General features: G+C 40.0%; 21 protein-coding genes. 10 read left to right on the plus strand and 11 right to left on the minus strand.

The features are described from left to right. Positions 1 to 17: 17 nt before the first annotated feature. The 3 genes from DMP02_RS01940 (at position 18) to DMP02_RS01950 (ending at position 3,273) form a co-directional block, all read left to right on the plus strand. Positions 18 to 833, plus strand: coding sequence for a segregation and condensation protein A (locus DMP02_RS01940; RefSeq protein WP_126322415.1), 816 nt, complete (start codon positions 18 to 20; stop codon positions 831 to 833). Then, on the plus strand, positions 830 to 1,582 hold the full coding sequence (locus DMP02_RS01945; protein ID WP_126322416.1) for an SDR family NAD(P)-dependent oxidoreductase: 753 nt from the start codon (positions 830 to 832) through the stop codon (positions 1,580 to 1,582). Before DMP02_RS01940 ends, DMP02_RS01945 begins: the two co-directional genes overlap by 4 nt. Positions 1,583 to 1,722: 140 nt before the next feature. After that, positions 1,723 to 3,273 carry a protein kinase family protein gene (locus DMP02_RS01950; RefSeq protein WP_126322417.1) on the plus strand — a complete coding sequence of 517 codons (1,551 nt, stop codon included), beginning with the start codon at positions 1,723 to 1,725 and terminating at the stop codon, positions 3,271 to 3,273. Here the strand turns inward: DMP02_RS01950 and DMP02_RS01955 are convergent. The 5 genes from DMP02_RS01955 to DMP02_RS01975 all read right to left on the minus strand — a co-directional run bounded on the left by DMP02_RS01955 (position 3,270) and on the right by DMP02_RS01975 (position 7,637). Beyond that, positions 3,270 to 4,091, minus strand: a complete 822-nt coding sequence (locus DMP02_RS01955; protein WP_126322418.1) for a purine-nucleoside phosphorylase — start codon at positions 4,089 to 4,091, stop codon at positions 3,270 to 3,272. The genes DMP02_RS01950 and DMP02_RS01955 overlap by 4 nt on opposite strands. A gap of 6 nt (positions 4,092 to 4,097) precedes the next feature. Further along, positions 4,098 to 4,376 carry an oxidative damage protection protein gene (locus DMP02_RS01960; RefSeq protein ID WP_126322419.1) on the minus strand — a complete coding sequence of 93 codons (279 nt, stop codon included), beginning with the start codon at positions 4,374 to 4,376 and terminating at the stop codon, positions 4,098 to 4,100. 84 nt (positions 4,377 to 4,460) lie between these two features. Next, positions 4,461 to 5,570 carry an A/G-specific adenine glycosylase gene (mutY, locus tag DMP02_RS01965; RefSeq protein WP_126322420.1) on the minus strand — a complete coding sequence of 370 codons (1,110 nt, stop codon included), beginning with the start codon at positions 5,568 to 5,570 and terminating at the stop codon, positions 4,461 to 4,463. Positions 5,571 to 5,614: 44 nt separating this feature from the next. Continuing rightward, positions 5,615 to 7,288, minus strand: a complete 1,674-nt coding sequence (locus DMP02_RS01970) for an AsmA family protein (protein ID WP_126322421.1) — start codon at positions 7,286 to 7,288, stop codon at positions 5,615 to 5,617. Between the two features lie 28 nt (positions 7,289 to 7,316). Then, the gene (locus DMP02_RS01975; RefSeq protein WP_126322422.1) at positions 7,317 to 7,637 is read right to left on the minus strand and encodes an NGG1p interacting factor NIF3; all 321 of its coding nucleotides are present in this window, start codon (positions 7,635 to 7,637) and stop codon (positions 7,317 to 7,319) included. 38 nt (positions 7,638 to 7,675) lie between these two features. Between DMP02_RS01975 and DMP02_RS01980 the strand changes: the two genes are divergently transcribed. From DMP02_RS01980 to DMP02_RS01995, 4 genes are all read left to right on the plus strand, one after another. Continuing rightward, positions 7,676 to 8,602, plus strand: a complete 927-nt coding sequence (locus tag DMP02_RS01980) for a 2-oxoadipate dioxygenase/decarboxylase family protein (RefSeq protein ID WP_126322423.1) — start codon at positions 7,676 to 7,678, stop codon at positions 8,600 to 8,602. 145 nt (positions 8,603 to 8,747) lie between these two features. Further along, complete coding sequence (locus DMP02_RS01985) at positions 8,748 to 9,416, plus strand: DUF807 family protein (RefSeq protein ID WP_126322424.1); 669 nt, start codon at positions 8,748 to 8,750, stop codon at positions 9,414 to 9,416. Between the two features lie 317 nt (positions 9,417 to 9,733). Next, entirely contained in the window at positions 9,734 to 10,309 is a 576-nt protein-coding gene (locus tag DMP02_RS01990; protein WP_126322425.1) for a non-canonical purine NTP pyrophosphatase, read from the plus strand. Between the two features lie 106 nt (positions 10,310 to 10,415). Then, the gene (locus DMP02_RS01995; protein ID WP_126322426.1) at positions 10,416 to 11,729 is read left to right on the plus strand and encodes an MFS transporter; all 1,314 of its coding nucleotides are present in this window, start codon (positions 10,416 to 10,418) and stop codon (positions 11,727 to 11,729) included. Here the strand turns inward: DMP02_RS01995 and miaA are convergent. From miaA to ettA, 6 genes are all read right to left on the minus strand, one after another. Continuing rightward, positions 11,707 to 12,612 carry a tRNA (adenosine(37)-N6)-dimethylallyltransferase MiaA gene (gene miaA, locus DMP02_RS02000; protein WP_331855845.1) on the minus strand — a complete coding sequence of 302 codons (906 nt, stop codon included), beginning with the start codon at positions 12,610 to 12,612 and terminating at the stop codon, positions 11,707 to 11,709. The two genes, DMP02_RS01995 and miaA, sit on opposite strands and share 23 nt — an antisense overlap. Before the next feature lie 16 nt (positions 12,613 to 12,628). Then, complete coding sequence (gene mutL / locus DMP02_RS02005) at positions 12,629 to 14,485, minus strand: DNA mismatch repair endonuclease MutL (protein ID WP_126322428.1); 1,857 nt, start codon at positions 14,483 to 14,485, stop codon at positions 12,629 to 12,631. Positions 14,486 to 14,974: 489 nt separating this feature from the next. Continuing rightward, on the minus strand, positions 14,975 to 15,220 hold the full coding sequence (locus DMP02_RS02010; protein WP_126322429.1) for a hypothetical protein: 246 nt from the start codon (positions 15,218 to 15,220) through the stop codon (positions 14,975 to 14,977). 90 nt (positions 15,221 to 15,310) lie between these two features. After that, entirely contained in the window at positions 15,311 to 16,354 is a 1,044-nt protein-coding gene (locus tag DMP02_RS02015; protein WP_126322430.1) for a bifunctional glycosyltransferase family 2/GtrA family protein, read from the minus strand. Between the two features lie 193 nt (positions 16,355 to 16,547). Then, on the minus strand, positions 16,548 to 17,018 hold the full coding sequence (tsaE, locus tag DMP02_RS02020) for a tRNA (adenosine(37)-N6)-threonylcarbamoyltransferase complex ATPase subunit type 1 TsaE (RefSeq protein WP_126322431.1): 471 nt from the start codon (positions 17,016 to 17,018) through the stop codon (positions 16,548 to 16,550). A gap of 13 nt (positions 17,019 to 17,031) precedes the next feature. After that, positions 17,032 to 18,711 carry an energy-dependent translational throttle protein EttA gene (gene ettA, locus DMP02_RS02025; protein WP_126322432.1) on the minus strand — a complete coding sequence of 560 codons (1,680 nt, stop codon included), beginning with the start codon at positions 18,709 to 18,711 and terminating at the stop codon, positions 17,032 to 17,034. A gap of 212 nt (positions 18,712 to 18,923) precedes the next feature. Here ettA and glyA point away from each other — a divergent pair, with 212 nt between their 5' ends. Genes glyA through nusB form a run of 3 tightly spaced genes read left to right on the plus strand, consistent with a single transcriptional unit; the run spans position 18,924 to position 21,235 of the window. Beyond that, positions 18,924 to 20,261 (plus strand): serine hydroxymethyltransferase, encoded by a 1,338-nt coding sequence (gene glyA, locus DMP02_RS02030; RefSeq protein WP_126322433.1) that lies wholly within the window; start codon positions 18,924 to 18,926, stop codon positions 20,259 to 20,261. A 55-nt stretch (positions 20,262 to 20,316) separates the two neighbouring features. Continuing rightward, positions 20,317 to 20,817, plus strand: coding sequence for a transcriptional regulator NrdR (gene nrdR / locus DMP02_RS02035; RefSeq protein WP_126322434.1), 501 nt, complete (start codon positions 20,317 to 20,319; stop codon positions 20,815 to 20,817). After that, positions 20,792 to 21,235: a transcription antitermination factor NusB gene (gene nusB / locus DMP02_RS02040; protein ID WP_126322435.1), complete on the plus strand. Its 444-nt coding sequence runs from the start codon at positions 20,792 to 20,794 to the stop codon at positions 21,233 to 21,235. Before nrdR ends, nusB begins: the two co-directional genes overlap by 26 nt. Position 21,236 lies beyond the last annotated feature (1 nt).

Raw genomic sequence — 21,236 nt, forward strand, 5'->3', positions numbered from 1 at the left:
GCATTACACTAGTCCTCATGACAGAAGATACTCCCTCTACGACAGCGGTTTCGGCGCCGGTGGCGACCGTTCGAGGGCAACCCTTTGTCCAGCTCCCAAGCGATCTCTATATTCCTCCTCAGGCATTAGAGATATTGTTAGAGACCTTTAGTGGGCCTTTAGATCTGTTGCTTTATCTCATCAAGAAGCAGAATTTTGATATTTTGGATATCCCTGTCGCCGAAGTGACGCGGCAGTATATGCACTATATAGAGCTGATGCAGGTGTTAGAGATTGAGCTTGCAACCGAATATTTGGTCATGGCCGCGGTATTAACTGAGATTAAATCTCGTTTATTATTGCCTAAGCCAGTGTTGCCACAATCGGCTGACGAAGCTGATCCACGCGCTGAATTGATTCGCCGTTTACAAGAGTATGAGCAGATAAAACAAGCGGCGTATGAGCTTGATCAATTACCTAGACAGGGTCGTGATATTTTTTTAGCGATGGCGCAAGCAGAATTAGGCGCGCTTCCCCGCTGCGATGATGAGACTCGGCCTCCGCTTGATTTAGAGGATTTAGTTGCGGCGCTACAGTCCGTTTTGACACGCGCCGCATTAACGACGCACCATGCGATTGCCCAAGAACCTTTGTCGATTCGAGAGCGGATGTCACAGATTCTGCATAGACTTTCTACCGAAAATCGTGTTGAATTTACGGGTTTTTTTACCCCAAATGAAGGGCGTATGGGCGTTGTTGTGACCTTTATAGCGCTTTTAGAATTATGGCGCCAAGCCTTGATTGAGCTGATACAAACAAAACCGTATGCGGAGATTGAAGTAAGAACACGATGAGATTTCAAGATAAAACAATAATAATAACGGGTGGTTCTTCGGGAATAGGTGCAGCAACAGCGCAGCTATTTAGTCAAGAAGGTGCGACCGTGTATGTGCTCGATAAGAAAAATTTAGATTATCCGCGTAGTGAAAACATCGTGTATTTTGCCTGTGATGTTTCTAATCTGCAGCAGGTTAAACGTGCAATTGAAACTATCCAGGATAAATCGCCACAGATCGACTTTCTTTTTTGCAATGCCGGCGTTCATTTATTTGCAACGATTGAAGAAAGTAGTGTAGAAGCAATGAATCACGTCATCACCAGCAATTTATTTGGCACGATTTATTGTTTGCAGCAGGTATTACCTATTATGCGCAAACAAAAATTTGGTTCTATTGTTTTAATGGCTTCTGATCAGGCTTTTATTGCCAAAGAGCAGTGTGCTATTTATGGCGCAAGCAAAGCAGCTATTGCACAATTAGCTAAAAGCACAGCATTGGATTACGCCACTTATGGTATACGCGTTAATTGCGTTTGCCCGGGAACGATTGATACGCCCATGTATCAACGTGTGATTCAACAGTTCCAGGAAAAGACTCAGTTATCTGAACAGCGCATTAAAGCCGATGTGGCACAGCGATTACCTTTAAAACGTGTTGGAAGGCCCGAAGAGGTAGCGGATGTGGTGGGCTTTTTATGCAGTGATACGGCTTCGTTTATGACAGGTGCTTTAGTCAATATTGATGGTGGTTATACGATTCAATAGATAATGATTTTACAGTGTTTTCTTATTTTTATTATCTAATCGAGCGTACAACGACTGGTTTTAGGCTACTTTATCCTTAATATTAGTTTAATGTACATAATATATGCTTGTTTTTAGTGAACTAAAAACAAGCATATATTATGTCGTCCATCTATTTTCTTAACCCACAGGTTGATCCAAAGACTCCAGGAAGTGATTTGTTGCTAATAGAGCTTCTTAAAAGCATGAAGCCCGGAGATCTTTTTAAAAAAGACACCATATTTTCGGTTATATTTCAAGGCAAACCCTATCAGGTTGCTTTGACGCGTGAAATTCTTTGTCGAAAACGTCAAGATAAACAAGGATTACGTTATGAAGTCATCGATAATACGCCTAAAGGGCGGGGTGCTTTTGGTCAAGTGTCTCCTACTACAACGCTGATAGTCCATAATGATCATATTGAAAGAAAATATAAGCGCATTATTAAGAGAGAAATAATGCGCGAGAATAAAGTTGATACTTTTGAGCAAGAAGCTGTAATAGGCCAGAAAGTGCCTTATCTGCATATGAAGCCTGTGGTGAATAGTAGCCAAATAGATAAGGGAGTGGTTTCTGAACAGTTCCTCATTATGCGTCACTTGCCGGGGAAGACGCTTAACGAACTATTAAAAGATAAAAGTATTAGTCGCTTAGAGCAATTTGAAAAATTAGAGCTTTCTTTAGCGATTTTGCGTACATTTAAAAAAGAACTGTACGATAAAGGATTGATTCATAGTGATATTAAGCCTGATAATATTATGGTGCATTTTTCATCAAAAGGTTTCATGCCAGATATTTATCTTATCGATTTTGGTTTTTCTAGAACAGAGCCTGGTAAGAATAGGGGATTTAACCGCGCTTATGGTGCGCCTGAATCAATAGTTAGAGGTGGATATAGTGGCAAAGAAAGTGATACTTTTTCTATAGGGAAAATAATTCGGAAAATATGGGAGGCAGACGCGCAGAAAGTTGACTACGGAGTGATTGATGAAGTTGTAAAAGGAATGCTTGTGCCGAATGCTAGGCAGCGTACCCCCTTAACAACGGCACTCAATAAAATGGAAGTCATTTATTGTTTGACTAAGGCTAATGAAAAGCAGGCGCAACTTATATCTATCGTGTCTTCTAATAAAATGTTTACGCAGGTATTAAAATCAGCTGTTGAGAGTAACTCTGTAAATAATACGTTAATTGCTTATTTAGAATCTATTAATGTGGGAGAACTAAAGGAAAAAGTTCCCTGTATGGAGGTATTAATACGTGATTTGAAACAGTCAGGGACAGAAGAAAAAACGCAAGATGCCCATTTAATTAATTTAAAGCACTCTCTTCGAGAAGCTATTTGTTTTTATATACAAAAAACCTATACGCAGAGTAATATTAAAAATAAGGATAGGATCGCTTCGACAAGAAGGATTCAGGATATTAATTGTTTACTCGATTGCTTAGAGGGAGCCACAAGTAGCGCAGATTTAAGTAAACAAATACTAGATTGGGAACAATCGTTGGAAAGGGGGTTACTAGGTAGAAGTACATTAGGTTCATTGGTCCATCAAGCCGTCATAAAAAATATACCTAAAGCAAAGACTGCTCCGTTTTCGTTTTTTAGATGTTCCAACTTAGTTCAAATAAATGAACCATTGAGCCATGTTCCTGCTCGTTTTAGGCCTTAGTTTGTTAATTGCTCAATAGCACTTTCTAGCAATCGTCCCAAATCATGACTCGCTTTTTCAGCAAAATGTAATGTTCCTTCATGCGTGATAGATTCTTCGCTAAGTCCCGAGGCGAGATTCGTTACCACAGAAATAACTGCCACTTTTAAGCCACAGTGTCGAGCAACAATGACTTCAGGGACAGTCGACATACCAACCACATCGGCGCCTAAAATTCGGAAGGCACGGATTTCGGCTGGTGTTTCAAAGCTAGGCCCTAAAACGCTGAAATAAACGCCTTCTGGTAAGGAAATATTTAGCTGTTCTGCCGTTTGCTGCAAGCTATGACGAAGCTTTTTATCATAGGCATCATCCATGGGAAAGAAACGTGGGCCAAACTCATCATCATTAATGCCAACCAGCGGATTCATGGGATGAAAATTAATATGATCAGCGATTAATACCAGTTGACCCGGCTGAAAATCTTTTCGTAAGGATCCGGTTGCATTGGTCATTAATACCGTTTCACAGCCTAAGCATTTTAAAATTCTAATGAAAAGCTGAAAGTCTTTTTCTTGCATCCCTTCATAGGCATGGACACGACCCTGGCAGCAGATAACAGGCACTTTATTCAAATAGCCTAATAGGAGCTGTCCCGGATGACCTTCAACGCGACTGATGGGGAAATTAGGGAGTGAGTGATAAGGAATACTAATAACATCCTGTAGTTTGTCCGCAAGATTAGCGGAACCAGAACCTAAAATAATGGCTATTTTAGGTTTGAAGTCAGGGCGCTTGTTTAAAATAAGTTGGCTGAGTACTTGAGGGGAGTTTTTCATCACATTTTATTGTGTTATAGGCGGCGTAAAACCTGCAGGTGTTTTAATTTCGCCTTCGGCAAATAAAAATTTCCCCATTTCTTTTTTTAAGAATTCTCTTGCTTGGGGTTCTAGGGTGCTGAGACGATACTCATTAATGAGCATGGTTTGATGATTAATCCATTGTTGCCACGCCGGTTTACTAATCGATTGATAGATACGTTGGCCTAATTCACCCGGATAAGGTGGATAATCAAGGCCTTCTGCCTGTGTTTGTAGTTTAATACAATAAATAGTTCTGCTCATAAGTATATTCTTCGCACTTGAATTTTCGGCTGTGTTGCCACTCAACTCGCAATTCTCATGTATTCCAACATACACTCCGGTTGCTTATTTTCGCGGCGCCTTGCCGAAAATCCCATTGCTGTGAGTATATGTCGAGTTATTTAACTGTTGAATAAGTTTTTTTATAGGGGCTGCTAAGCCCTTTTTCTGTAATTGTTGAACGTTATACCAGACTATACGATCAGATTCCATCAATGGCGGGTGCCATTTATTTACCTGCATTACTACCGCTTGTATATCAAGGTGAAAATGGCTAAAGGTATGTCTCATTTGCATGGCTTGGCGCACTTTTTCTGTTTCACAATAGTAGTGTTTTTTTGAGAAGTTTTTCGCATCTGCGTCGGAAGGACATTCAGGCAGGCTCCATAATCCTCCCCAAATCCCAGTGGGTGGACGTTTTTCCAGCAAAATTTCCTGTTGTTGATTCACTAAAATCAACATTTGTATGGAACGAATAGGTAATTTTTTACTGGGTTTAGGTGATGGGAAATGTGCCGGATTTCCTGTGTTATAAGCTAAACAATGCGTTTGCAAGGGACACTGATCACATTTGGGCTGAGTTCGTGTACAGATTAATGCACCCAGATCCATCATCGCTTGTGTATAGGCGGCCGTTTGTTGTATAGGTGTGTAGCGTTCTGCTAATTCCCATAATTTTTTATTAACAGCACTTAAACCGGGCCAACCCGCTATGGCATGAAAGCGGGTTAATACGCGTTTTACATTGCCATCTAAAATAGCGGCGGCCTGATCAAAACCGAGTGAAAGAATAGCCCCTGCAGTGGAGCGCCCAATACCTGGTAAAGTTTGTAGTTGTATTAAATTTTGCGGAAATTTACCCGCATATTTTTGTTCAAGCATTTGTGCGCAGCGAAGCAGGTTACGTGCACGTGCGTAATAACCAAGCCCAGCCCATAGGTTTAATACTTCATCAAGCTGAGCGGCTGCCAGTGAGGATAAATTAGGAAATTGTTTAATGAAACGCTGAAAGTAGGGAGTAACCGTGGTAACTTGCGTTTGTTGCAGCATTATCTCCGATAACCAAACATGATACGGCGATTTTTTTTGTTGCCAGGGTAAATTTTTTCGCCCATGCTTATTAAACCAGTTAAGAACGTGTTGTTGGAAATGTTTAGGTAGAAGCGGGTGTGTCATTTTTGGATCCCCTGCTTTCGCAGGGGACGACGGCGGCTGGATGATTAGTGAAATATTTTGCTTAAATCAAGTTTATTCAATTGTTCTTGTAGTTTACCTTTGAATTTTTCCTTAAATATATTAATGCTTAATTTATCGAGAATAGGGGTGATGTGAAGCTGGTTAAATGGTCCGCTAATCCTAATCGGAATGGCAATACCTTCGGGACTGCCATCACTGAGAACAGGCTGCGCATTTAATTCATAGTTCATCTGTTGTTGCGGTAAGTTAAGGGATCCCTGCCCACTAATGCGTAGTCGGCCACTACTAATATTGAGATCATTATTAGTTATAATGCCTTTATCAATACTAAAGGTGCCTGTAAATTTGTCGAAGGGTGTATCTGGGCTGTCTGCGGTTGGGCTGGGCTGATGTTTGAGTAACGCCCTACCTAAAGCAACCCAATAAGAAACATTAATGCCTTTGATGGATCCATTATCTACACTAAATTGACCTTTCCCATGTAGGTTTTTTGTCAGGCTATCTGCATCGCTTCCATTGGTAAAAAATTTACCAGAAAGATTGGCTAAGCCAACTAATTGTATTTGACTTTTGCTAGCAAATTCCTGAAATAGAGATTGAATATTGATTTGGTTTAACTGACTCTGCATGACAAGTTGAGGCGTTGCTGTACGCAGATCAAGTGTCAGGTTACCTTGGTAATTACCATGGTAAAGATCACCTGTTATTGGGTTAAGTGACAATATATTATTTTTGAATTGAAAGGGAGACTGAAGTCGTTGGATAGTGAATTGACCTGCTTTGAGTTGATAGCTCGCGATTACACCCGATAGCAATGGATTCTTAAATAAGTTTTGTCCTTGGATATGGCCGACAAATTTATTCTGATCAACCGTAAGGGTAAATTTATCCGCAGCAAAGGTTTGATTATTTAAATTAATCATTGCATCTGCTTGCAGTGAAATCGGTAATACACCGTTAGGATAAGCAGGGTTTTTTAATAACGTATTAAGATTTAATTTATTTAAGGTAATTTCTTTGCCATCCGCATTTAAGGTGATATTTGTATTGAGTTTTATATTGGCTTTCAATGCGGGTGCATTCGTATTTAAATTAAATTGTACTGCGAAAGCAGAGCTTTTATTCAGTGTTAAATTAGCGCTTTTCAATTGTAATTGCGCTATCTCATAGCGTTTATTTTTTTGTTTATCATCAAAAAGCACATGGCCATTTTGAATATCTAAACCGGCTACGACAACGCCGAGTGGTTTTAAATTGTCAGGTAGTGTTTCAGTTGATGAAGGTGACGAAGCCGGTGTATGAGGACCTTGCCAGTTCGTTTGACCGGTTGCATTTTTCACTAGATAAAGCGTAAGGCCATTAATTTGTAGTTTACCGACCTCTAATTGTTTATGTAGTAAAGGTAGTAAACGGACTTGTAGATCTAATTTTTGGATGACGGCAAAAGGTTTATCGCCAAAACCAGGCGTGTTACTGAGCGTTGCATTATTTAACTGTAGTCCAAGCCAGGGGAAAAGTGACCACTCAATATTACCGCCTAATTGGAGTTGGCATCCTGTGTATTTGCTAACAGCCTGACTGATTTGTGGTTTTAAATCATTTGGGTTAACAAAAACAACTAAGCCAATGATAGCAACGAGGGCTAGTAAAACACAGCTACCAATCAGCGTTAGTAAAACACGCAATATTTTAGACATGCAGATAATTTCCTCATAAAACTAGAGACTAATCTATGTTATTATTTTCTAAATGAACGACAGTGTAAGCTGGTTCCTCATAAGGATGAGTTTGCTTTAAAGCTTTAATAACTGGTTTGATAACGGCTTTATCACAAATCATTTCTAACAAATATTCCTCAACCCTTTCAAGATTTCCTTTTTGGCCTAGGGCAGGATTACTCTGTGCCAAGGGACGAAATTGCCCTTGTCCTAATACTTGCCAAGCACAATGATCATAATTTCCAAATCGACCCGCACCCTGATCAAACATCGCTTGTTTGACTTTTTCAAGCGAATCACTTGGAATATAAACGGCTATTTTATACATAAGCAATATACAGCAATCTTGTTTACACGAGTAATGATATGTTAAATCAAGCAAAAAAACTAATTATACAGCAGTTATGGCGCAACTATGCAGTTGATTTATGGCCTGTATCACGTATTCAAACGGCTTTAAAAGCGCAATATAATGAAGTGATGCGATGGGATCATTTTGCATTGATTGATCTGCCTGGGCCTTATACCGGTATAGGGCCATTGTCGAATTTATTTAAGCAGTTAGAGTATGAAGTTCGTGGTCGTGATTATTTAGCGGAAAAACAAAATGACTTCATGTGGTTGAGTGAACAATGTATTGAAACACAGCCAGCAGAAAATGCGTTACCCCAAGTGGTGGTGGCTGATTTTCGCCGTGAAGCTTTAGTGCCTGAAGTGCGAAAAATTATAGATGCCTATGCATGTCAATCCAAACCATTGGATATTGAATACTTAAGCCGTCTAAAAAAACGCTTACTTTCCCAGGATGAAACAGCCGTCTATGAATTACTTAATTTTGTTACTCACTATTTGCGAGGACGTGATTGGCCATTACCCACCGTAAAGGAATTTACAACGGTAAAAAATAATAATGAATTATTGGCTTGGGTGTTGGTGATGGGGCGTCAGGTTAACCATTTTGGCTGGGCTATCCATCTATCTAAAAAATTTAAATCTTTGAGTCTGTTTAATCAGTTTGTTAGTCAAACACTGGGTATTGGTTTAAACGCAAACGGTGGACTGATTAAAGGGCAGATTGAAAAAGGGATTGAGCAGAGTTCTAGCGCAGCGATAGTAAAATCAATCCAGTTAGCGGATGGGGCTGTTGATTTATCAGATCGATTTATTGAATTTGTTTGGCGCTATCCTATCATTCCAATGAATGAAAAGCCGTGCTTCGCTAAAGATTATTTTAGCGGGTTTATTGCTAATCAGGCCGATAGTGTCGTGGAGTCGCTTTACTTAAACCGCTAGGCCGTTTATCGACGGTTGAATTTGAACAACAGTTTTACCTACGGTTTGCTTCTTCGTGTCTAAAAAAACCTTGCAAGATCATTCCTTTATCGTAACGAGACGCTTCTCTTAAACAAGACACGCGTTTATAAAGCTTTGCCGCGAAATGCCTGAGGAATTCATTAAACTACTAGATATATCAGGCGCATATCTTGCAATTTTAAAACTGAATCAGCTGTTTTATTCTACCAACCATAAAAATAACAATTTCATAAAGTTTATCTACAACAATTTTTTAAGAATTTTTAATTTTATTGAGGAGAAAATCACGTTAGACGCCGGATTAACGTTCGCGGGAACAGGTGCCATAGGTGCCATGAATGTCAGCAGTTATTTTGGTAATAAAATGGCGATTCAAGCCGTCAACGTAAATAAGATTGCCATTGGCCAGTACTCGGTTACTTTTTTTAGTGCTCGCGACCTCAAACCGACGCAACCACCCGTGGTAAACATTAACGCGCAAGATAATACAGGAACCCGCTTTATCTCTCAGTTGCTACAGCCCGTACAATTTACATTTAACCCCAACGCGAAAGATTTTAAATGGCAACTCCAACTACAAATTGTGTGTCAGAAAATCAATCCTTCCCTCAATGTGTTGATTCTAGGCAATTATCCTGTTTTAGTCGCCGCCGATCCTCAATTGCTCATGGTTTCAGTAGCACAGATGTATTACCCCTCTAACCTTAGTGAAAGGCAAGTAGCAGGATACCGTGCCCTTATTACTGCCAAGAGGAACGAGCAGTATCGTCCAGATAGGGACAGGTATTTATAGTGCAGAGAGGGGCGAGAATTATTCGGGAGAGCGAAATAGGGGAAACCCCATCACTATTTGACCCCAAACCTGGGATGGGATCGCTTTATGAATCTTATAAACTGGAAACCCTCCCTTTATAGCGCGAATTCGGGATAAGGAGATAGAAGGAGGGGTAACCCTCCCTTATTTTATAAAAATTTGACGCGAAGCTCTTGGGATATTTCAGCTTGTGCATGAGGCCTCTATCATTTTATGTATTGTAAGGGCTGAGATTTACTTGTGATAAATAATATGCTTGAATCCCTGCTCTACTTTAAAATGCCGAAAAGTTTTTCATGAAAAATGAAATTTATTATGTAACGGGTAATGCCGGAAAATTTGAAGAAGTCTCCGAATTTTTTCAAAAAAAATGTCCTGAATTAACGATTAAACAGTATGCGCTGGACATCGATGAAATACAAAGCTTAGATCAAAAAGCCGTAGTGCGTGATAAAGTTAAAAAAGCCTATGCTGCTTTGAATAAACCTTTACTGTTAGATGATGGCGGCATTTTTTTTGAAGCGTACCACCAATTTCCAGGCACCTTGTCGAAATTTGTTTTTCAAGGATTGGGGTTTAAGGGCTTGTTTAAATTGGTTGAAGAAGATAATCGAGCCGCTTTTATTCTGCAGTTAGCGTATACCGATGGCAAGCAAATACAGTTATTTGAAGGCAGTTGTAAAGGTACGGTTGTGATACCTGAGGATTTATCGAGCCATCCGCAGCTGCCATTTACCGCTATTTTTAAACCGAATGGATCGGATAAAACCTTAGCTGAATTGCGTTATACCCCAGATTTTTTTCATTACTCTTTTCGTCAACAAGCGTTAAAGAAATTTGTTGAATGGTATATCGTGAAAGACACTGTTTAATTGATGAAAACCAGTATGACCCATCAAAAAAATTATACAAGTTTATACTCACAGCAATGGGATTTTTGGCAAGGCGCCGCGAAAATGAAGCAACCGGAGTGTATATATGATACATGAGGATTGCGAATTGAGCGGGAACGCCGCCAAAAATTCAAGTGCGAAGAGTATACAGAAACGAGTCATTTTATCCGCGTCTATAGGTACCGTTTTAGAATGGTATGACTTTGCCATCTATGCCTTTTTAGCCGCTGTTTTCGCAAAGCTTTTTTTTCAAAATTTAGCGCCGACGGTGGCGTTGATGTTCAGCTATGGTGTTTTTGCTATCGGTTATATTGCGCGTCCAATAGGTGCCATGCTATTTGGCCATTTAGGCGATACACAGGGAAGACAAAAGAGTTTAAGTATTACGCTGTTATTAATGGCAGCCGCGACCTTTGGAATAGGGTTATTACCTAGCTATGAAACGGTCGGCATAGTCGCGCCTATTTTGTTGGTTATATTACGTTTGTTGCAAGGTATTGCTATTGGCGGTGAGTCCTTTGGTTCCGTTTGTTTTACCATTGAATCGATTCCACCTAAAAGAACTGGTTTTTATTCGGCTTTAGTGTGGTCTAGTTCTTCCACCGGCATGTTATTGGCCTCGGTGGTTGTGTTTATTACCTTTGTGTTATTTAAAGGAAATTCGCTTTATACTTTTGGTTGGCGATTGCCATTTTTATTGGCGGCACTGGGCGGTGTTATCGGTAGCTATGTTCGTTATAAAACCAGCGAAACACCCGTTTTCCAGTGTTTAGTACGTGATAGCTTAGTCGCCAAATTTCCGCTGAAGACTATTTTTCTCTCACATAAATCCTTAGTGGCGCAGTTATTTGGATTATATCTACTATCGGCATTAATTACGTATATCGCTTTTATTTTTATGCCGGTGTATTTTTCAGATGTGTTAGGTCACTCTAGAGTGAGTGCCAATACAGTGAATACGGTTATGTTGGTCAGCGTGGTTGTTTTATTTGTTTTTTCTGGTTTCTTATCTGACAAAATAGGGCGAAAACCTATTATGTTAACAGCTGCTTGTGGGTTTGCGATTCTATCGTACCCACTTTATTGCTTTATTTCCCACGGAAACATCGTAGAATTAATTATTGCACAATCAGTATTTACATTGCTGTCCGCGGGATTTCAAGGTCCACTGATGGCGCTGACGATCGATTTAATACCGGTTAATATTCGTTATAGCTTAGGTTCATTGAGTTATAATTTAGCCTATTCTATTTTTGGTGGAACCGTTCCTCTCGTCGCTATGTTTTTAATAACAAAAACACACAATGTGGCAATGCCGGGCTTGTATTTAGCCGCTGGCGCTGCGGTGGCTATTTTGAGTTTGCTATTTAGCAAAGTTAATTTGCCGAATTCTGTATAAGCGCTACCAATTTATTATTAATATCTTTGTCTTCAGAGTTAAGAGAATGAAGATTTTTCCAGGAGCGCAGCCAGGTCATTTGTCGTTTGGCGAGTTGTCGTGTCGCAATAATGGCACGTTCTTGCATCGCCGCATAAGCAAGGTTTCCTTCTAAGTAATGCCATATTTGTCTATAACCTACTGTGCGAATGGAAGGTAAATCGGCATTTAAATCACCGCGCTTAAATAATTTTTCTACTTCTTCTACAAAACCTTGTTGTAACATATCCTGAAATCGTTCTGCTATCAGACGATGATGATGGCTTCTGTCAGGGGGGATAAGCGCAATATTAAGAAATTGATAGGGAAGTGGTGCAAGTGATTGTGTTGATTGTATTTCAGTTAATGTTCGGCCGGTGATTGCGGCTACTTCTAGTGCACGTAATAGCCGTTGTGGATCATTAGGATGGATACGTTGTGCCGCGATGGGATCAATGCGCTGTAATTCAGCATGTAGTTTTTGTGGGCCTTGTTTTTCTAATGCTTGCTGCAATTGTTGACGTATTTCTGGGTTGGCTTTTGGTAAAGACGCAATACCTTGTTGTAATACATGAAAATACAACATAGTTCCACCCACTAAGAGTGGGATACGTTTTTTTTCTAAAATATCTTCGATGGCGTCTAAAGCATCTTCGCGAAACTCGCCAGCTGAATAGCTTTGACTGGGATCACGTATATCAATAAGACGATGTGGCGCTTTTTTAAGTATTTCAGGTGTTGGTTTTGCTGTCCCAATATCCATTTCCCTATAGATCATGGCTGAATCGACGCTAATAATTTCAGCCGGAAATTGCTGTGTGAATTCTATGGCGAGGTTCGTTTTGCCTGAAGCTGTAGGGCCCATCAAGCAAATAACAAGTTTAGCGTCCACGTAAAAATAACCGATCGATTTCAGAAAGAGATAATTGTTTCCATGTTGGTCTGCCATGATTGCATTGGTTACTGCGTGCCGTTTTTTCCATATCACGTAACAGTTGATTCATTTCAGATAAGTTCATGTTGCGGTTAGCACGTACCGCACTATGGCAGGCGATGCTGGATAAAAGCTCGTTAATTTTTTCTGAAAATCGTTGACTGTTTTCATTTTCATGCAAGTCACTTAAGACGTCGTGTATGAATTGTTGACTATCGATATGCGCCAACAAAGAAGGGATTTTACGAACGATAATAGTTTCTGCTGCTAAATTTTCTATTTCGAAGCCAAATTGGGTAAATAAAGCGAGGTATTCTTGCAAGATTTCAGCTTCTTTGCTGGAAAGATGCAGACTAATAGGCAGCAGTAGTGCTTGCGAGTTGACCACTGTGTTTTCTATCGCCTGTTTAAGTCGTTCATAGAGAATGCGTTCATGTGCGGCATGGATATCAACGATAATCAAACCCTCTGTATTCTGCGCTAGAATATAAATGCCGTGTAATTGCGCGAGAGCAAAGCCTAATGGAGGGGCTTTTTCAAACTGTTCTATCTGTTCAGTGGCTTGAATGGGCGTATTGCTGATTGGGGTTGTGGCAAAGCAATGCTCGGGCTCTTCTTTTATTACACTGGGAGTAATCGTTAGTACATTTGACGAAAAGCTAGGTGATAATTCTGTATGTAATGGGAAGATAGTTTGTTGGTTGATATTATTATATGAGTTTATATGTTTAAACATGCTTTCGTTGCGGGGCTGATCAGTGGTTTGTTGTACACTGTCAGTGCTTAATTCAGCAGAAACAGGGCTTGTAGCGGCTAGACTTTTTTGCAAGCAATGTTTCACGAAATCGTAGACAGCACGGTTTTCGCGGAAACGCACTTCATATTTTGCAGGATGCGCATTGACGTCGACGAATTGCGGTTCAATTTCAAGAAATAAAACAAAGGCGGCGTGTCGACCTTGATATAAAACATCTTGATAGGCTTGTTTAATAGCATGATTGATTAATCTATCTTTGACAATACGATTATTGACATAAAAATATTGCAGATCAGTTTGACTGCGTGAAAAGGTAGGCAGAGAAATCCAGCCCCATAAACGCAAGGTGGCGTTTTCCATATCCATATAAATCGCATTTTCAATAAACGTGCGACTGCATAGGGCAGCGATACGTTCTTCTTGTAAGCTTTGAGAGGTGGCAGGGCGTAGTTGGTGTATAAGCCGTTTATTATGCTGCAGTGTAAATCCCATTGAAAAATGGCTCAATGACAGCCGTTTAACCAACTCTTCAATATGTGAAAACTCAGTTTGTTCTTTGCGTAAAAATTTTCTTCTCGCGGGGGTATTAAAAAAAAGCTCATGAACGTCAACCGTCGTTCCTTGCGGATGAGAAACCGGTATTAGTTTAGGTTTATTTTGATAATCAGCCGTAACCTGCCAGCCTTGCTGACTGGTGTTGGTAGAGGAGCTCAAGTAAAGCCGAGAAACGGAACTGATGCTGGCTAGGGCTTCACCACGAAAGCCTAAGGTTTTTATCTGCATTAAGTCGTCTAAATCACGTATTTTACTGGTCGCATGGCGGTCTAAGGCTAAAATAAGGTCATCTTTATGGATGCCAGATCCATCATCACGAATACGGATGCGCTGAATGCCGCCTTTCTCGACATCAATATCAATTTGTTTAGCGTTTGCATCTAGACTGTTTTCAACCAATTCTTTAATGATAGATGCAGGGCGTTCAATGACTTCACCAGCGGCAATCTGATTGGCGAGTTGGGGCGAAAGGCGTGCAATGCGAGTTGACATAGTGATTATAAATTAATCAAAAAACGAGATCTTAGCAGATCTTATAGCCGATACCTATGCTATTTCTAGTTTTATAGATCTTAAAAGCGGGTAACAAAGTTATTTGTTGTATCTTGGTTGAATGCGCGTTGTGTTAATAAGTGTGAATGGCCTGTGAGGTGTAAAAAAACAGAGTGCTTATTTAATTGTGCCATTGCGTTTTTTTTGCTTCTTTTGCTAGGGGATAATCAGAATAATTCTTTCCCCAGTTTTTTCGGAACAAATCGCCTTCTAAGCCTTCTTTATAAAAGGCATGCCTATTGTTTGAGGTAGATGAAGGTCATATTCAAAAGCGTTCGAGGCGGTGTTAAAAATAGGTTGTAAGATGGATTTTTTGCTCGATTCTTTATTTGAAAAAATAAGTTGATAGATTTCGATTTCCGAAAGTACAGGGGTTGATCCGTATTTTCTGACTAGTTTTATGCACGAATTACCACCAGGCGAAACAAGTTATTCCTGTTGGACGGACGCATGTGCACCGGGTGTGATGGGTTTTTCAGATATTAAAACATAATGATTAGAAAGAATGGTTTTATTTGTAAAACGAATGGAGGAAACAGGAGGTTCAAAATCTTTTTTAACACGACATAATTCTAATTCTTTGCTTGGAGAGATAACAGATTGCGTTGTCGATGTGGGTAGTTCTATTTTTGTTAAATCAAGTCTTAATGCTGGTATTTTTTTCTTGTTACGCACTATTACACCGTCGCGTTATGATAATAATATTATTAATGCGTGGCTATTATATCTTTTTTTTCACAGCTTCAATTAAATAAATAATCTTTATTAATTCGTTTTGTTGAAAATAAATAAACGCTGAATGCTAAAAGATAAAATGAATAAAGCAATTTCTGCAATTATTTTACTGCTATAAACATTAATGCCAAAACTATGGATAAATGTAATTAAACTATAAGCAATTAAGCCTAAAAAGCTAGCTAAACAGGCATATTTAATAGCAGCAGGTAATAGTTTATTTTGACTTTTAAACGCTAAATGATGGTTCAGTTTAAAGTTAAAAGTAGCTGATAAAATTCGCCCTAATAATACCGCAAGAAATATATTTTTTTTTATCCAGTAAATAAAAGAAAATACGATAAAGTCAATCGCTGCTGAAAGCAATGATATAGCGGCAAAGCGTATGAAGACAAAATAGATCTTGATCGAATCGAGCAATGGATTGAAATGAGAGGCACTATTGCTATCAAGATAGACAGTGCTAATGGGTGTTTGCTGAATAGAGATTTGCTTTTCTTTAGCAGCCAGTAACATTTCTAGTTCAAAATCATAGCCTGAGGTTTTGGAATGAAGTAGTGCTTTCATGAGTTTACGCGGTATAGCGCGTAAACCAGTTTGTGTATCTTGCAGAGGTATGTTAGTGAATAGGCGTAAAACGAATTTAGTTATTTTATTCCCAAACCGACTGCGCCAAGGTGTGGACGCATCATTAAATTGTCTTACACCTAAATAAAGGCTAGAAGGGTTTTGCATGAAAACATCAGCGATATGTAAAATATCTCTGGGTAGATGTTGCCCATCGGCATCAGCGGTAACAATACCCGATGCAGTAGAAGCGCTGGTTTCTAACCAATGTTTAAATCCGGTTTTAAGTGCTTGACCTTTTCCTTGGTTTTCACGATGTCTTAATAATTCAATATTAAACTCACTCAGTTTAGAGAAAATGTGTGATTTTTTAATATCTGATCCATCGTCAACCACAATAATCCGTTGCGTTGGCCGAAGTTTGCGTAAGGTTTTTACAAGTTGTATTAACTTTTTATTCGGCTGGTAAGCTGGAATAAGAAGAGTAGGATAAAGGTCCGTTAGCATAAGTGGAGATTATATCGTATCCCTGTTTGAATTTGCGAGTATACTCTTCATACTTGAATTTTTTGCTGCGTTGTCGCTTAACTCGCCATCCTCATGTATTATTTATACACTCCGGCGGCTTTGTTTTGTGCTCCGCCTTACCAAAAATCCAATTGCTGTGAGTATATTACAGCGCTAAAGAAGGATGATCGGGTTAATGTTCCGAAGTCTCCATCTTTTTTAAAATCTGTTCCCCTAGTGGCGTTTGGGGTAAAAGCCTTGCTATTCGTTGAGAGTCTAAGAGTGAAAGAGTCAACAGAATATCAGCCGGTGGTAAAAATGACTGTGCACGTTCAGGCCATTCTATTAACCAAATCGCTAGTTGATCAAATTCATCATACAAACCCATTTCAAGTATTTCTCTAGCCGTTTGTAAACGGTAGAGATCCAAGTGGAAGATAAGTTGTTTTGCCAATTCATAGCTTTCGATCAAGGTGTAGGTAGGGCTTTTTACGGCTGCGTGGTGGCCTAAAGCGCGTAGAAAAAAACGTGTAAATGTTGTTTTTCCTGCGCCAAGTTCACCTTTTAGAAAAATGATAAGGCGTTTATTTTTCGGGCAATGCGCTGCTAGTTTTTCTGCAAGTTGCTGGGTTTCCTGCTCATGATTAATCAAATACTCTGACATAGGCGCTGTTGCCTTAATGTTCTAATTTTCTATATTTAATCCTTTTCTCAGACTGATTGCCTTCCGTGCCGAGTCGTTTCAAGCGATCCGCTTCATAATCTGTATAGTTGCCAGTAAAGTAAGTAACAGTGCTATCATCTTCAAAGGCAAGAATATGGGTAGCTATTTTATCTAAAAACCAACGATCGTGAGAAATAACCAGGGCGCATCCAGGAAAGCTTAACAATGCTTCTTCTAAGGCACGTAGGGTTTCTACGTCAAGATCATTGGTAGGTTCATCCAGCAATAGGACATTGCAGCCGGTGCGTAATAGCTTAGCTAAATGGACTCTGTTTCGTTCACCGCCGGAGAGGTGTTTTACTAGTTTTTGTTGTTCGGTGCCTTTAAAATTAAATCGTCCTACATAGGCGCGTGAGGGCATCTGGAATTGATTGATGGTCATAATATCTTGGCCATCTGAGATTTCTTGCCAAACCGTCTGATCGGGATTTAATGCGTCGCGACTTTGATCGATATAGGCGAGCTGCACCGTTTCGCCTTGGCGAATACGGCCGCTATCGGCTTGTTCTTGCTGCATAATGAGTTTAAATAAAGTCGACTTACCTGCGCCATTAGGACCAATAATTCCTACAATGGCACCTTTAGGCACCTGAAAGCTAAGGTTGTTAATTAATAAACGACCATTAAAACCTTTAGAAAGTTGTTCAAACTCTAATACTAAATCGCCTAAGCGAGGCCCAGGTGGAATATAAAGTGATTGAGTTTCGGCGCGTTTTTGAAATTCTTGTGAGCTTAATTCTTCATAGCGCGCTAAACGAGCCTTACTTTTAGCTTGGCGTCCTTTTGCATTACTACGAACCCATTCTAATTCTGTTTTTAATGCTTTTTCGTGTGCAGATTGTTGCTTTTCTTCTTGTGCTAAGCGTTTTTGTTTTTGCTCTAACCAAGCAGAATAATTACCTTGATAAGGTATACCTTGACCACGATCCAGTTCTAGAATCCAGCCAGCGACATTGTCGAGGAAATAGCGATCATGGGTGACGGCGACGACGGTTCCTGGATAATCATGTAAATAACGTTCTAGCCAAGCGACACTTTCGGCATCTAAATGGTTAGTGGGCTCATCGAGTAACAACATATCGGGATTAGATAATAGGAGACGACACAGTGCGACACGTCGTCGTTCTCCGCCCGAAAGCTGGGTGACGTCGGCATCCCAAGGCGGTAGACGTAATGCATCGGCAGCAATTGAGAGTTTTCTTTCGAGTTCCCAAGCCCCTTGCGCATCAATTTTTGTTTGTAATTCACCTTGTTCTTCAAATAACTTATTCATTTCTGTTTCACTGAGTGGCTCAGCAAATTTCATGCTAATTTCATTAAAACGATCCAACAGCTTTTTGCTATCGGCAATGGCTTCTTCAACATTGCCACGAACATCTTTATCTGGATTTAATTGAGGTTCTTGTGGAAGATAGCCAACTTTAATGCCAGGCAGTACGCGTGCTTCACCAATAAAGTCTTTATCGACGCCAGCCATAATACGCAGTAAGGATGATTTTCCTGAGCCATTGAGACCTAAAACACCGATTTTTGCGCCAGGTAAAAACGAAAGCCAAATATCCTTTAGAATTTCACGTTTAGGGGGGACAATTTTCCCTACGGCTTGCATGGTGTAAATGTATTGTTGTGACATGTCTTGAATTTTTGCTTATTGAAAGAGCAAGAATGGTAGCAATAATCGGCTCATCTAGCCAGAGTTTTCAGCGATAGGGAGCGGGCTTGTTAACCCACTTTAAACCATTATATTGAGGCGGATAAACAACTGATTCGTAATGGCATCACCAGTGGTATACTGGTGATGTTTACATAATAATTTTTCCCTTAGCGTATTAAGGATTCGATAAAATGGTTTATTCAACGCAAGAAACGATTGCTGATTTTGATAAGGATCTTTGGCAAGCGATGCAGCATGAGGCGGGGCGTCAAGAAGATCATCTAGAATTAATTGCTTCTGAAAATTATACCAGCCCCTGTGTATTACAAGCGCAAGGTTCTGTCTTAACGAATAAATATGCCGAGGGTTATCCAGGTAAACGTTACTATGGTGGCTGTGAGTATGTCGATGTGGTTGAGCAATTAGCGATTGATCGCGTGAAAAAATTGTTTAAAGCCGATTATGCCAATGTACAACCGCATTCAGGTTCGCAGGCCAATGCAGCGGCTTTTATGGCCTTATTGGAGCCGGGGGATCGCCTATTAGGTATGAGTTTAGCGGATGGTGGTCATTTGACGCATGGTTCGACGGTTAGTTTTTCAGGAAAAATCTATCAAGCGACAGCATATGGGGTTGATTCAAAAACACAGCTCATTGACTATGATGAAGTCGAAAAACTCGCCAAGGAGCACAAACCTAAATTAATTATTGCAGGTTTTTCGGCGTATTCGCGAGTGGTCGATTGGCAACGATTCCGTGATATAGCGGATGAGGTTGGCGCCTATTTCATGGTTGATATGGCGCATGTGGCGGGGTTGATTGCGGCGGGCCTTTATCCTTCACCTGTCCCAATAGCTGATGTCGTGACTTCTACTACGCATAAAACGTTACGAGGTCCGCGTGGCGGCTTGATTTTAGCTAAAGCCAATCCAGAAATAGAAAAAAAGCTGAATTCCGCTGTGTTTCCTGGCCTTCAAGGAGGCCCGTTAATGCATGTGATTGCTGGAAAAGCGGTGGCTTTCGAAGAAGCCTTACAAGCTGATTTTAAGGACTATCAAAAACAAGTCATGCTCAACGCTAAAGCAATGGCTGAAACAATGGCTGAGAAAGGCTATAAAATTGTTTCAGGCGGAACAGATAATCATCTTTTTCTAGTGGATTTAACGGATAAAAATATCACGGGTAAAGCGGCAGAAAATGTATTGGAAGCGGCTTATATGACCATAAATAAGAACGCTGTGCCGAATGATCCACGTTCTCCTTTTGTAACCAGTGGTATACGGCTTGGAACACCCGCCTTAACAACTCGGGGCATGAAAGAACAGGAAATGCAGCAGGTAGCGGCTTGGGTTTGTATGGTTTTAGACCGTTTAAAGGACTCTGCTGAGCTTGAAAGTGATGCGCAAAATCAATTGATAGGGTCATTGAAAGAGTCGGTTGAGATTAAGAAAATCAAACAAGAAGTAATAGCACTATGTCGTCGGTTTCCAGTATACTCGCGCATGGAATCAGCTAATTTTGTTGCATAACTAGTCCTACCTACCCATGTAGGATACTTGGATATTTGATTGCTTAGGATTGACTATGAATTGCCCCTTTTGTGATAAAGGCGATACGAAGGTTATTGACTCGCGATTGAGTAGTGATGGTCAGCAAGTTCGGCGTCGGCGTGAATGCCCGTGTTGTAGTGAGCGTTTTAGTAGCTTTGAGTCCGCTGAATTGGGTTTGCCGCGTGTTATAAAGCGGGATAATACACGCAGTGCATTTGATCAGGAAAAATTGCGTGCAGGTATGTTAAAGGCGTTAGAAAAACGTCCTATTAGCAGCGAACAAGTAGAAGCAGTGATTCTGCGTTTAGTCAAAAAATTGCGTTCATCTGGCGAGCGTGAAATTTCTTCGCGACAGTTGGGTGAATGGGTGATGGAAGAACTTTGTGATCTTGATCCCGTGGCTTATGTTAGGTTTGCTTCGGTGTATCGTAGTTTTCAGGATATACAAGCCTTTAATCAAACGATTGAGCAGTTAAAAAACGATCTTTCACTTAATAAAAAACAAGCTAATGATGTCGAAACCGAAAAAAAATAAGTTTAAAGCAAGAAAACGTGCTAGACGTTTTGCTATGCAAGCTATTTATCAATGGCAATTGACTCAGCATACTTTTTCAGAGATCGAAAAACAGTTTTTAGCACAGGAAGAAATGATCAGTGTTGATACGGCTTATTTTTGCGATCTGGTGCGAGGTATTATTGAAAATCATTCATCCTTAGATCAGCAATTGCAAGTTTTTTTAGATAGACCCTTAAAAGCATTAGATTTAGTAGAGTGCGCTATTCTTAGATTAGCCGCTTTTGAACTTTGTCATCAACCTGAACTGCCTTATAAAGTGGTATTAGACGAGGCAATAGAATTGGCTAAATCTTTTGGTGCGACTGATGGACATAAATATGTCAATGGAATTTTACATCAAGTAGCACAGAAAGTGCGTCCATTAGAATTTTCGTAAC

The sequence above is a fragment of the Candidatus Rickettsiella viridis genome (genome assembly GCF_003966755.1).
Taxonomy (GTDB): Bacteria; Pseudomonadota; Gammaproteobacteria; order Diplorickettsiales; family Diplorickettsiaceae; genus Rickettsiella_B; species Rickettsiella_B viridis.

What these genes read in the sequence shown, in the direction of transcription:
- DMP02_RS01960 (WP_126322419.1), bottom strand. Translation starts at nt 4,376, where the DNA reads ATGAGCAGAACTATTTATTGTATTAAACTACAAACACAGGCAGAAGGC.
- nrdR (WP_126322434.1), top strand. Translation starts at nt 20,317, where the DNA reads ATGAATTGCCCCTTTTGTGATAAAGGCGATACGAAGGTTATTGACTCG.
- DMP02_RS01980 (WP_126322423.1), top strand. Translation starts at nt 7,676, where the DNA reads ATGTTAAATCAAGCAAAAAAACTAATTATACAGCAGTTATGGCGCAAC.
- DMP02_RS01985 (WP_126322424.1), top strand. Translation starts at nt 8,748, where the DNA reads ATGCCTGAGGAATTCATTAAACTACTAGATATATCAGGCGCATATCTT.
- DMP02_RS01940 (WP_126322415.1), top strand. Translation starts at nt 18, where the DNA reads ATGACAGAAGATACTCCCTCTACGACAGCGGTTTCGGCGCCGGTGGCG.
- DMP02_RS01975 (WP_126322422.1), bottom strand. Translation starts at nt 7,637, where the DNA reads ATGTATAAAATAGCCGTTTATATTCCAAGTGATTCGCTTGAAAAAGTC.
- DMP02_RS01990 (WP_126322425.1), top strand. Translation starts at nt 9,734, where the DNA reads ATGAAAAATGAAATTTATTATGTAACGGGTAATGCCGGAAAATTTGAA.
- mutL (WP_126322428.1), bottom strand. Translation starts at nt 14,485, where the DNA reads ATGTCAACTCGCATTGCACGCCTTTCGCCCCAACTCGCCAATCAGATT.
- DMP02_RS01950 (WP_126322417.1), top strand. Translation starts at nt 1,723, where the DNA reads ATGTCGTCCATCTATTTTCTTAACCCACAGGTTGATCCAAAGACTCCA.
- DMP02_RS01945 (WP_126322416.1), top strand. Translation starts at nt 830, where the DNA reads ATGAGATTTCAAGATAAAACAATAATAATAACGGGTGGTTCTTCGGGA.
- tsaE (WP_126322431.1), bottom strand. Translation starts at nt 17,018, where the DNA reads ATGTCAGAGTATTTGATTAATCATGAGCAGGAAACCCAGCAACTTGCA.
- glyA (WP_126322433.1), top strand. Translation starts at nt 18,924, where the DNA reads ATGGTTTATTCAACGCAAGAAACGATTGCTGATTTTGATAAGGATCTT.
- DMP02_RS01970 (WP_126322421.1), bottom strand. Translation starts at nt 7,288, where the DNA reads ATGTCTAAAATATTGCGTGTTTTACTAACGCTGATTGGTAGCTGTGTT.
- DMP02_RS02015 (WP_126322430.1), bottom strand. Translation starts at nt 16,354, where the DNA reads ATGCTAACGGACCTTTATCCTACTCTTCTTATTCCAGCTTACCAGCCG.
- DMP02_RS01955 (WP_126322418.1), bottom strand. Translation starts at nt 4,091, where the DNA reads ATGAAAAACTCCCCTCAAGTACTCAGCCAACTTATTTTAAACAAGCGC.
- nusB (WP_126322435.1), top strand. Translation starts at nt 20,792, where the DNA reads ATGATGTCGAAACCGAAAAAAAATAAGTTTAAAGCAAGAAAACGTGCT.
- mutY (WP_126322420.1), bottom strand. Translation starts at nt 5,570, where the DNA reads ATGACACACCCGCTTCTACCTAAACATTTCCAACAACACGTTCTTAAC.
- DMP02_RS01995 (WP_126322426.1), top strand. Translation starts at nt 10,416, where the DNA reads ATGATACATGAGGATTGCGAATTGAGCGGGAACGCCGCCAAAAATTCA.
- miaA (WP_331855845.1), bottom strand. Translation starts at nt 12,612, where the DNA reads ATGGGCCCTACAGCTTCAGGCAAAACGAACCTCGCCATAGAATTCACA.
- ettA (WP_126322432.1), bottom strand. Translation starts at nt 18,711, where the DNA reads ATGTCACAACAATACATTTACACCATGCAAGCCGTAGGGAAAATTGTC.